We start from the raw sequence: 10,885 nt of genomic DNA on the forward strand, positions 1-10,885 counted from the left end.
GGGGGGGGGGGGGGGGGGGGGGGGGGGGGGCCCCCGTCGGCCGATGTGTGCGCGCCTGGCCCCCCCCGTGGGGGGTATTCCGCGGTTCCCGCCCCCCCCCCCCCCCCCCGGCCCATCCAGCAAACCCCAACTGCAACGATCAGCCACGAGGGGCTCCGCCGTTCGCAGCCTACGGCGAAGCCGCGCTCTTCGGCGGGCGGCAGAGCAGTCGACTAACAGTCGACTCTACCGCGCGGGTGCCGGTGCCGCCGCAGGCGCAGGCTCCGCCGCCGTATCCACCCGCGCGATCACCGACATCCCCGGCCGTAGCCGCGCCGCCAGCTCCTGCCCCGGATCAATCGAAATCCGGATCGGCAACCGCTGCACCACCTTGGTGAAGTTGCCGCTGGCATTGTCCGGGCGCAGCACGCTGAACTCCGAACCGGTGGCCGGCGCGATCTGCTCCACGTGGCCGTGCAGGCGCTGGCCCTTGAACGCATCCACCGAGAACGTCACCGGCTGGCCGATGCGCATCTGCCAGGTCTGGCCTTCCTTGTAGTTGGCCACCACCCACAGCGCCTCCGGCACCAGGAACAGCAGCTGCGAACCGGCCGCCACATACTGGCCCACGCGCACGCTGGCCTCGCTGATCTGCCCGTCGCGCGGTGCATGGATCACCGTGTTGGCCAGGTCGATGCGGGCCAGTTCCAGCTGCGCCTGCGCGCTTTCCACCTGCGCCTCCAGGCCCTTGCGCGCCACCTGGGTCGACACCAGGGTCTCCTCTGCGATGCGGATCTGCGCCTGCGCCTGCTGCACGCTGGCCTGCGCTGATGCCTGGGTCGTTCGGAACTTGTCGCGGTCGTTGATCGAGACCAGCTGCTGCGCGGCCAGTTCCTCGTAGCGCTTGGCTTCGTTGCGTGAGCGCTGCAGCTCGGCCAGGCCGGCGGACAGCGTGGCGCGGGTTGAAGCGATCTGCGCGCGGTTCTGCGCCTGCGACTGGTCCGAGTTGGCCAATGCCGCGCGCGCGCTGTCCAGCGTCGCCTCGGCCTGCGCCACCTTCTGCGCGTAGATGCGGTCGTCGATGCGCAGCAGCGGCTCGCCCTTCTTCACGTGCTGGAAGTCTTTCACCAGCACCTCGGTGACATAGCCGGCCACCTGCGGCGCCATCACCGTGATCTGCCCGCGCACGTACGCGTTGTCGGTGACCATCACGCTGCTGGTGAACGGCCACAGGTTCCACGCGCGCAGGATCAGCGCGATGCCCAGCAGCGCGACCACCACCATCACCACCACGCTGCGTGAGCTGGGCTTGAGGTATTTCGGTGCCGCCGCGGGCGCGGCAGGCGTGGACGCAGGCGCAGGCGCAGGCGCAGGCGCAGCGTCGGTCGGCGGCGGTGGGCTGACGTTCTCGGGGGCGTCGCTGTCGGGGCGGGGCGGTAGCGGAGACATGGCGGCGGGCTCAGTGGGGCGGGGCGGCGGTGACCGCAAGGGGCGGAGACGGGTGGCGCTTGTGCCATTGCTTGAGCACGGCGGTGCGCAGCGACAGCAGCAGCAACCAGCACAGGAAGCCGATGGCCAGCCAGCCGCTCAGGGTGAAAACATCATTGAAGGCGCGCACATTGGCTTCGCGGCGGGCCGTGGTCGCCAGCTGCGCGGTGCCCTGCGCGCTGCGCAGCACCGGGTCGGTGATCTGCGCGGCGTAGATCTGCTGCTGGATGCGCAGGCGCTGCGCGACCACCGGGTCGGCCGGGTCCAGCTGGCTGGTGATCGCGCTGGAATACAGCTGCTCGCGGTGCAGCTGGAAGGTGCCCAGCACCGCCGAACCGGCCAGGCCACCCAGGGTCTGGGTGATCGACAGGGTGACCAGGAAAGTGATCATGTGGTCCACGCCCTGTTTCAGCGCCGCGGAAATGCCGAGCATGATCAGCGGGCCCATGAACATGCCGGCACCGACCGAGGCCAGGAACTGGCTGATGTAGAAGTCGTGCGGCCGGTCCAGGCTGGTCCTGCTCTGGTCGAAGAACGCTGCAGTGCCCAGCAGCAGGATGGCCATCAGCAGCTGGGCGATCAGCCGCTTCGGCCCGAAGGTGAGCGAGGCACCGGCGATGCCGACGATCACCCCGGCCAGGATCACCACGAACAGCGGGCGCATCTGGTCCGGGCCCATGCCCAGCGTGCGCATCAGGTTGACCACGCCGTAGGACTGTTCGGTGGTGAGGAAGCGCAGCAGGAACGCGCCGACGATGAAGTGCAGCACCGGCAGCGTGGAAAGCCAGCGGATCTGCAGCAGCGGGTTGCGCCGGTAGTGTTCGATGACCAGTGCCGTGGTGGCCAGCGCGATCGAAGCGACCAGGGCCCAGCCCAGCCACGGCGTGTTCAACCACCAGCGCGTGTAGCCCTGCGCCAGCACCACCACCAGCAGCGCCACGGCCGGTGCGAGCAGGGCGAAGGTGAGGAAATCCAGCGGCTCGAAGGCCTTGACCTGCATGCCCGGTGGCAGCTTCAGCACCACCACTGCGGCAAACGCGCACAGCGCCAGGCCCGCCTCGAACGAATACAGCTGGTGCCACTGGCCGGTATCGACCAGCGCCGGCGAGACGATCCAGGCGATCGGCACCGCCAGCTGCGACAGGCCGACACCGACCACCAGCAGGTTGCCGGTGAAGCGCCGCGGCAGCGCCTGCAGCATGTACAGCGTGCCCAGCGTCGAACACGCGGCGCCGGCAAAGCCGCTGGCCGCGCGGGTCAGCATCGTGGTCTCGAAGCTGCCGACGAACAGGTGCAGCACCGCCAGCGCCGCATACAGGCCCAGGCCGATCTCGGCGAACAGGCGGATGCCGTACTGCTGGCGGAACTTGAAGGCCAGCAGGTTGGCGGTTACGTTGACCATGGCATAGGCCGCCACCAGCCAGCTGCCCTGGGTGGGCGTCAGCGCGAGCTGGCCCTGCAGGAAGGGCAGGTTGGCGGTGACCAGCGCATTGCCGAGGCCGCCGGTGATGGCCACCAGCAGCGACACCAGCGCATAGGCCGCGCGACGGTACGGGGGGTGCCAGGGCATCGAGGCCGAACCGGGCATGGTCGGCTTCTCGTGCTCCTCCCAGTCCGGAACCGGCTTGAGATACGGCTGGACCATCAGCGCCCCTGGTTGGCTGCTCCCTGGAGGCCGCCGCGCAGCAGCTGCAGGGCGCGCCCGGCCAGCTGGGCACGCTCTTCGCGGGTCTTGCCGCGCAGGGCTGCGCCCAGCATGCCCGAGATCAGTGAAATATCCGTCTTTTCCAGGTCCGGCCGGCACAGGCCGGCGGCCTTGGCGCGGGCGATCGGCGCTTCCAGCAGGTCGCGCACGGTCTCGCGCGCGATGCGCATGGCGGCCACGTCCGAATCCACCGCGCGCCAGTAGTCGGCCAGCGCCGGCGAATCGATGATGCGCTGGGCCATGCCTTCGAAGACCTCGAACAGGGCGTCGTCGCGGTCGCCCAGCTGTTCCACCTGGCGGCGGATGCGGTCGACGGTCCGCTGCAGCAGCGCCTGGATCAGCGCGGTGCGGTCGGGGAAGTTGCGGTACAGGGTGGCGCGGCCCACCTGGGCGCGTTCGACCACCAGGTCCAGTGGCGCGGTGACGCCGTGTTGGCCGAACACATGGTCGGCGGCATCAAGGATGAGGGCACGGCGGGCAGCAGCATCAGCACGTTGGGTGGTCATGGCTTCATTATCGGACACGTGTGTCCGGTTGGCGAGACGGTGAGTGACGGGAATGTCCGTTTGTTGCTCTACGCACATCTTTGTAAATGCGGCGTGAAGATGATGCCCGTGGGAGCGCGCCCATAAAAAACGGGGGCCATGAGGCCCCCGGGAGAGAACGGCGATGAACGTCGCCAGGAAATGGTTGGCTGGGACCAGTAGATCCACGCCATGCGTGGATGACCTATCGCATGCGTGGATGCCCGATCAGAAGTACGCGCGGATACCGAAGGCGACACCACGGCCCGGCAGCGGCGAGTAGTCACGCAGCAGCGAGGTGTGCGGACGCACTTCACGGTTGGTCAGGTTGCTGCCATCCAGGAACACCTCGTAGCTGTTGCTGTCGGTGCGGTCCCAGCGGTAGGCGAAGTGCGCATCGACCAGGGTGTAGCCGTCGCTCGGCTCCTCGTTCTGGGCCACGTCCTTCTGACGGCTGTAGCGCACCGCGCCCACCGAGGCGCGCCAGCCGTCCTTCGCCCAGCGCAGGTCGGCGCCGACGCGGGCCGGGGCGATGCGCGGCAGGTAACCGGTGTTGGCCAGGTCCACGCTGTAGTTGTGGTTGTGGTCACCGTGCGGCACGGCGATGTCCAGCGTGCGGCTGCCGCTGCCATCCAGCTTGGCCTGCACGTAGTCACCGAACACGCGCAGGTCCCAGTCGCCGGCGTTGCCTTCGAACAGGTGCACCAGCGCCTCGGCCTCGGCACCCTTGAACACCGCATCCTGCTGCGTCCAGGTACGCACCGGCAGGCCTTCGGTGATGCCGGTGTCGGCCAGGTAGATGAAGTCCTTGAACTTCGTCTGGTAGATCGCGGCGGAGAAGTCCAGACGGTCGCTGTGGGTGTGGATGCCCAGCTCGACGCGCTGGCCGCGCTCGGTCTTCAGGTCGGCATCGCCGATTTCCAGCGAACGGGTGGCGATGTGCGCGCCGGCCGCGTACAGCTCTTCATTGGTCGGTGCGCGCTCGGAGCTGTCCACGCCGACGCGCAGGTCGACCGCATCGTTGAGCTTCCAGATGCCGGCGGCGGACAGGTTGGTGGCGTCGAACTTGCGGCGACGGTAGTCACCGGTCGGGTCCAGCTTCACCTGGTCGTGGCGGCCGCCCAGTTCCAGCTTGAACGGGCCGAACTGCTTTTCCTGCAGCACGAACAGGCCGGCGTTCTTCGTGTTGGTGTTCGGCACGAACGCTTCTTCGCCGATGGCGCCGAAATCGCTGTTGCCGAACTGCACGCCGAACGCGCCGTCCCAGCCGCCGATCTGCTGCTGCACGGCTTCCAGGCGGGTTTCGATGCCGCGGTTGGTGAAGCGGGTGGACGGCGTGCCGGCTTCCAGCTCCACGTGTTCGTAATCGGTGTAGGCCACGCGTGCGTTGACGTTCTTCAGGAACGAGACCGGGTTATAGATGCCGGCCTTGGTCTCGAAGCGGTTCTGCACCATGTCGATGCGGACGTCATGCTCGTCGCCTTCCTCCTCCTCGTCGCCATGGTCGTGGTCATGGTCGTGGTCATCGCCATCGGCATGCACGTGGGCGCCGTTGGGAATGCCGTAGTTGGTGCGGTAGGTGCTGGCCGACACGCCGAAGTAACCGCCTTCGCCCAGCCAGGTGGCACCGACGCCACCGGCGCGGGTACGGATGGAGCTGTTGTCCAGGCGGCCGCGGCGCGGCTCTTCGCCTTCCTCGCCGGCGTGGTCGTGATCGTGGTCTTCGTGATGGTCTTCCAGACTGTCGATCAGCGCGTAGCCGGGGATGCGGTAGTCATCGCCATTGCGCACCAGACCGTCGACGTGCAGCACGACGTTGCCGCTGACGCCGTCGAGGCGGAACATGCCGCTGCGCTCGTCGTTGACCGAGTTGCCACGCACTTCGGCGCGGCCGCTGAGCGGACGGTCCGGCAGTTCGCGGGCGATGCGGCCATCGACCACGTTCACCGCGCCGCCGATGGCGCCGCTGCCGAACAGCAGGGTGGCCGGGCCCTTCAGCACTTCGATCTGGTCCGCCAGGAACGGCTCGATGCTGGTGGCGTGGTCGGCGCTGACGGTGGAAGCATCCATGTTGCCCATGCCATTGGACAGCACGGCCACGCGCGGGCCTTCCTGGCCGCGGATGATCGGGCGTCCGACGCCGGGGCCGAAGAAGGTGCTCTGCACGCCGGGCAGCTTGGCCACGGTGTCACCCAGGGTGCCGGCCTTCTGCTCGTCCAGGCGCTCGCCGGCCAGCACGTCCACCGGGCGGGCCAGCGACTCGGCATCGCCCTGCAGCGGCGAGGCGGTGACCTGCACCGACGACAGCTCGGTCAGGTGGCGGTCACGATGGGTGTCCTGGTCGGCGGCGGCAAACGCGGCCGACGGCAGCAGGGCGGCGAGGGCCAAGGCCAGGGAATGCGGCTTGAAACGTGGGTGGTGAGAGGGCATCCGGTGCTTCCTTTGTTACATTGTATCAATCGGGTGGCGCACGTATCCCGTCGTGGGACAGGGGGAGGGAAACCGTGCGGGTCGGGGACAGATGTTATATTATTCCATAACGATTCGCCGACCCTGCTGGAAGTCATGTCCCTGTCCTCCTCCTTCCACCGCCTGCTCGACCGCTTCGGCGCCACCGGTTCGATGCTGTGCGCCATGCACTGCGCGGTGATCCCGGTGCTGCTGGCGATCGCCCCTTCGCTGGGCCTTTCGTTCTGGCTGAGCGACGGCGTGGAAATGACCCTGGTGGTCTTCGTGACCCTGCTCGGCCTGTTCAGTCTGGTCATGGGCTACCGCCGCCATGGCGCCCTGCGCGCGCTGGGTTTCCTGCTGCCGGGCCTGGTCGCCCTGTGGGCAGGTGTGCTGGTCGATGCGTTGCACCACAACGCCGTGCCGCACGCGGTGGTGATGACCCTCGGTGGCCTGCTGGTGGGCGTGGCCCACCTGGTCAACCTGCGCCTGAACCACGTCCACGTCCACGACGCCAGCTGCGCGCACTAGGCGCGTCGTGTTAGGCTTTCCGATCGTGCGCGGGGGCGTCCAGCAAGACGGCCCCGCCGAGCCCGTGTCAGCACGGGGTAACCAGATTTCACACTTTAGGAGTTGAAGACATGGGTAAGGGTGACCGCAAGACCGCCAAGGGCAAGCGCTACAACGCCAGCTACGGCAATGCCCGTTCGCACACCGCGAGCAAGGTCGCTGTAGGCGCCGGTGCCCCGGTTGCCAAGAAGACCGTGGCCAAGGCTCCGGCCAAGAAGGCCGTGGCGAAGAAGGCTGCTGCCAAGGCCTGATCCGGCCGGGTAAGTGGTCCAAAGAAAAACGCGGCGCCTGGCGCCGCGTTTTTTTTGTGCCCGGCGGCCGTTGGAATCAACGCAATGTCTTCTGCAGCGTCTCGGCGTTGCCATCATTCGGCGCGGCCGGCACCTGCAGCAGCTGCGCCAGCAGCGGATAGACATCGACGTTGTCGAAGCCATCGATCACCAGCCCCTGGCGGAACGACGGACCGCGTGCGACGAACACGGCGCGCATCGAGGGCAGGACGTTGTCATAGCCGTGCGAGCCACGATCCTGGTGGGTGCGCGTGCTGATCCGCTCGGCGCGCAGTGCGTCCCAGCCCTCATCCATCTGGCAGACGATGGGCGGCACGCGCGGGTGCGAACCGTAGTGCCAGCGTGCCGGCAGCGATTCCTTCTTCCAGCATTCGTAGTGGGCGTGGCGACCGAGCAGGGCGCGCTCGGCCTGTGCCTCGCGGCCGGCGACCGGCGCGAAACCGACCGACTGGCCCTGGCTGACGTTGCGCGCGATGGACGGATCGGCCATCGACTCGGTGGACACCACATGGCCCTCGGCCACGCTGGCCATGCCGTGGTCGGAGACCACGATGACGTTGGTGGTGGCCGCCAGCCCGCTGGCTTCCAGGCCATCCAGCACCTGGCCGACGATCTCATCCGCCTGCACGATCGCATCGCGGTACTCGGTCGAATCGGGGCCATGGTTGTGGCCGGCCTTGTCGACGTTTTCCATGTACAGGGTGGTCAACCGCGGTGCATCGGCATCGGTCTGCGCCAGCCATTCCAGCACCGTACGCGCGCGCTGCTGCAGCGGTTCCTTGCTGTTGTAGACCTGCCACTGGCTGGGGCGGGTCCCGTCGATCTCGGCTTCGCTGCCCGGCCAGGACGTGGTCGCGGTGCGCACGCCGACCTTCTCGGCACCGACCCAGATCGGCTCGCCGCCCCACCAGCCACTGTTGGTCACTGCGTCGCGGTCACCCAGGCTGAAACGGCCCAGCTGGGCATCGTCCATGCTGTTGTTGACAATGCCATGGTGGTCCGGGCGCAGGCCGGTGACGATGGTGTAGTGGTTGGGGAAGGTCAGCGACGGATAGGAGGGCGTCATCCAGCGCGCACGCACGCCGCCATCGATGATGCGCTGCAGGTTTGGAGTGAGCCCCCGGTCCAGCGCATCGGCACGCAGGCCATCGATGGAGATCAGCAGCAGTTTCGGCGGCGGCGCGTCGGCGCGCGCAACCGGCGCGGACGAAGAAGGCGTGGTCGTGCAGGCCGCCAAGGGCAGCAGCAACGCCAGCGAGCAGGTCAGGCGTACGGAAGTCATCGCGACATCATAAGCGCGCGCAATGACGCACCCAAGACACGGCGCGCAGAAGCGCGCCGTGTCCACGCATTTTTCCGCGTCCGGACACAGTAGAGCCACGCCATGCGTGGATGATTCATTCGATATCTGACAGATGTGCCGACCAACGGTCGGCACCCACCACCAGCAGTTCCCATCAGCCGCGTGGACCTGTCGAAGGCGGGGCACTGTGGGTTTTCGGGGTGTGAGCGGCAGGGCTGCCGCGACCAAGCCCCCATGGACGGGTTTACGGCGTCCCCGCAAACCCACAGTGCCCCGCCATCCCACGGAATGCCGCTTCGGCTTTTGACGTTGACGTTGCATTGAGCGGGTGCAGGGCGCAGCCCTGCCGGAACACCCAGAACCCTCAGGCAAACAGCGGTGCCTGCCGCTGCTCCAGCCGCAGCAGCGCCGCCTTGATCTCCAACCCACCCCCAAACCCGGTCAACGCACCATTGCTGCCAATCACCCGATGGCACGGCAGGATGATCGGCAACGGATTGCGCCCATTCGCCGCGCCCACCGCACGCGTCGCCGTCGGCTGGCCCAGGTGCTGCGCCAGCTGCAGGTAACTCCAGGTCTGCCCGAACGGAATCAGCGCCAACGCACGCCACACCCGCAGCTGGAACGGCGTGCCCTGCGGTGCCAGCACCAGATCGAAGGTGCTGCGCTCACCGTGCAGGAACTGCAGCAGCTGCTCGCGCGCCGCCGGCAGCGCATCCGGTGAATACAGCCAGTCGCCGCGGCCGCGCGCTGGGTGGCGGTTTTCCGGGAACAGCACGTGGGCCAGGCCACGTTCGTCACCGGCGATGGTCAGCTCGCCGATCGGGCTGTCGAAACGATCGAACAACAAGGTCATGTCGGTTCTCCAACAAAAGTGCCGGACAGGTGCCACAGGTGCAGCACCGCATAGGCGCGCCAAGGCCGCCAGGGTTGCGAACGTGCTTCGGTCGCACGTTCGCTCAGGCGCTGGCCCTGCGCATGGCCGAGTACCTGCTGCAGTACCAGGTCACCGGCGGGGAAGGCATCGGGTTGGCCCAGGCCACGCAGGGCGATGTACTGCGCTGTCCATGGCCCGATACCGGGCAGGGCCACGCAGCGGGCGACGAAATCCTCCAGTGCCTGGCCGGGGCCGAAGTCCAGTTCACCACTGGCACAGGCCGCCGCCAGCGCACGCACGGTGGCCGCACGCGTGCGCGGTAGGCCGATCGATTCCAGCGGTGCCTCGGCCAGCACCTCCGGTGCCGGAAACTGGCGGTTGAACTCGGCGGGCATGCCGGGCAGGTGCGCACCCCAGGCATCGACCAGGCGGCGTGCGAAGGTGGTGGCCGCTGCGACTGTCACCTGCTGGCCCAGCACCGCGCGCACGGCCACTTCAAAACCATCCCAGCCGCCGGGGACGCGCAGGCCGGGCCGCTCGGCGATGCCGCGTGCCAGCAGCGGTTCCTCGGCCAGGGCGGCGTGCACCTGCTGCAGGTCGGCATCGAGGTCGAAGACCCGGCGCACGCGGCGCACGATGTCCGGAATCAGCCGCGGATCAACCGCGCCCAGCTGCAGGCGCAGTTCCGGTCGCTTGGGGTCAGCGGTGACGCGCAGGAGGGTGGGGCGTTCCGGCGTGCCGAGCACGCGCTGGTAACTGTCCTCGCCGATCAGTTCGATGCCCGGCAGGCTGCGCTTGCGCAGGAAGGCGAGCATGCGCGGGAAATCCAGCGGCGGGCGATAGCCCAGGCGCAGCACCAGGCTGCCATCGTCGGCTGCCGAGGGAGTGTGCTGGCGGCGCAGCGCGGTCGGCGCCATGCCGCAGCCCTGCAGGAAGGCGGTGTTGAAGCGGCGCAGGCTGTTGTAGCCAGCGGCCAGGGCAACGTCGGTGACCGGCAGGGTGGTTTCGGTCAGCAGCTGCTTGGCCAGCAGCAGGCGATGGGTGGCGTGGATCTGCCCGGGCGTGGCGCCCAGGTGCTCGACGAACAGGCGCTGCAGCTGGCGTGCGCTCACGCCCAGTTTCGCGCCCAGTTCTGCCACGGCCTGGTCCTGCAGGAAGCCGCCATGGATGAGCGCCAGGGCGCGCTGTACGGTCTGCCCGGCCAGGGCCTGTTGTGCCTGCGGGGCGAGTTCGGGGCGGCAGCGCAGGCACGGCCGGTAGCCGGCGGCGGCGGCCGCGGCGGCGGTCGGGTAGTAGCTGATGTTGCGCGGCTTCGGCGGCGGTGCCGGGCAGACCGGGCGGCAGTAGATGCCGGTGCTGCGCACGGCGGTGAAGAACACGCCGTCGAAGCGCGCGTCGCGGGCCAGGCGGGCGCGGTCGCAGGCGGCGTGGTCGAGGGTGGGGGCGGTGTCCATGGCGCCAGTCTAGGGCGGGGCGGGGGGAGATACTCGCCGGATTCGGACATGGATGTTGGCGGGGGTTTTGGCAGGGCTTGCAGCCCTGCACCCGCAAGGTCAACGTCAACTTCCAGGTCAAAAGCTGGCAGTCCGTGGGATGGCGGGGCGGGGGGGGGGGGGGGGTGCCGCCCCCCAACAACACAGAAAGGGGCGGGGGCGGGCCCCCCAAGCGCGCCACGCCCCGCGCCCCCCCCCCCCCCCCCCC

The 10,885-nt window shown here is 68.6% G+C and carries 9 protein-coding genes; 2 read left to right on the plus strand and 7 right to left on the minus strand.

The genetic code is table 11. The annotated features are described in order from the left end of the window. Window positions 1–225: 225 nt before the first annotated feature. The 4 genes from ACVOK1_RS18925 to ACVOK1_RS18940 all read right to left on the minus strand — a co-directional run bounded on the left by ACVOK1_RS18925 (window position 226) and on the right by ACVOK1_RS18940 (window position 6,126). Window positions 226–1,428 carry an HlyD family secretion protein gene (locus ACVOK1_RS18925; protein WP_481562927.1) on the minus strand — a complete coding sequence of 401 codons (1,203 nt, stop codon included), beginning with the start codon at window positions 1,426–1,428 and terminating at the stop codon, window positions 226–228. Window positions 1,429–1,438: 10 nt separating this feature from the next. Next, entirely contained in the window at window positions 1,439–3,112 is a 1,674-nt protein-coding gene (locus tag ACVOK1_RS18930) for an MFS transporter (RefSeq protein ID WP_481562928.1), read from the minus strand. Continuing rightward, a complete protein-coding gene (locus ACVOK1_RS18935; RefSeq protein ID WP_108768263.1) occupies window positions 3,112–3,678 on the minus strand; it encodes a TetR/AcrR family transcriptional regulator in 567 nt (188 codons plus the stop codon). Before ACVOK1_RS18935 ends, ACVOK1_RS18930 begins: the two co-directional genes overlap by 1 nt. A gap of 246 nt (window positions 3,679–3,924) precedes the next feature. Continuing rightward, window positions 3,925–6,126 (minus strand): TonB-dependent receptor, encoded by a 2,202-nt coding sequence (locus ACVOK1_RS18940; protein ID WP_481562929.1) that lies wholly within the window; start codon window positions 6,124–6,126, stop codon window positions 3,925–3,927. 135 nt (window positions 6,127–6,261) lie between these two features. Here ACVOK1_RS18940 and ACVOK1_RS18945 point away from each other — a divergent pair, with 135 nt between their 5' ends. Then, the gene (locus ACVOK1_RS18945; protein ID WP_481562930.1) at window positions 6,262–6,675 is read left to right on the plus strand and encodes a MerC domain-containing protein; all 414 of its coding nucleotides are present in this window, start codon (window positions 6,262–6,264) and stop codon (window positions 6,673–6,675) included. A 110-nt stretch (window positions 6,676–6,785) separates the two neighbouring features. Continuing rightward, entirely contained in the window at window positions 6,786–6,965 is a 180-nt protein-coding gene (locus ACVOK1_RS18950) for a 30S ribosomal protein THX (protein ID WP_079221211.1), read from the plus strand. Window positions 6,966–7,041: 76 nt separating this feature from the next. Here the strand turns inward: ACVOK1_RS18950 and ACVOK1_RS18955 are convergent, their stop codons facing one another. From ACVOK1_RS18955 to ACVOK1_RS18965, 3 genes are all read right to left on the minus strand, one after another. After that, on the minus strand, window positions 7,042–8,286 hold the full coding sequence (locus tag ACVOK1_RS18955; RefSeq protein WP_481562931.1) for an alkaline phosphatase family protein: 1,245 nt from the start codon (window positions 8,284–8,286) through the stop codon (window positions 7,042–7,044). 385 nt (window positions 8,287–8,671) lie between these two features. After that, the gene (locus ACVOK1_RS18960) at window positions 8,672–9,163 is read right to left on the minus strand and encodes a methylated-DNA--[protein]-cysteine S-methyltransferase (RefSeq protein WP_481562932.1); all 492 of its coding nucleotides are present in this window, start codon (window positions 9,161–9,163) and stop codon (window positions 8,672–8,674) included. Then, the gene (locus tag ACVOK1_RS18965; RefSeq protein ID WP_200753829.1) at window positions 9,160–10,638 is read right to left on the minus strand and encodes a DNA-3-methyladenine glycosylase 2; all 1,479 of its coding nucleotides are present in this window, start codon (window positions 10,636–10,638) and stop codon (window positions 9,160–9,162) included. Before ACVOK1_RS18965 ends, ACVOK1_RS18960 begins: the two co-directional genes overlap by 4 nt. Window positions 10,639–10,885: the final 247 nt, after the last annotated feature.

Source organism: Stenotrophomonas sp. STEN087, from assembly GCF_056759115.1.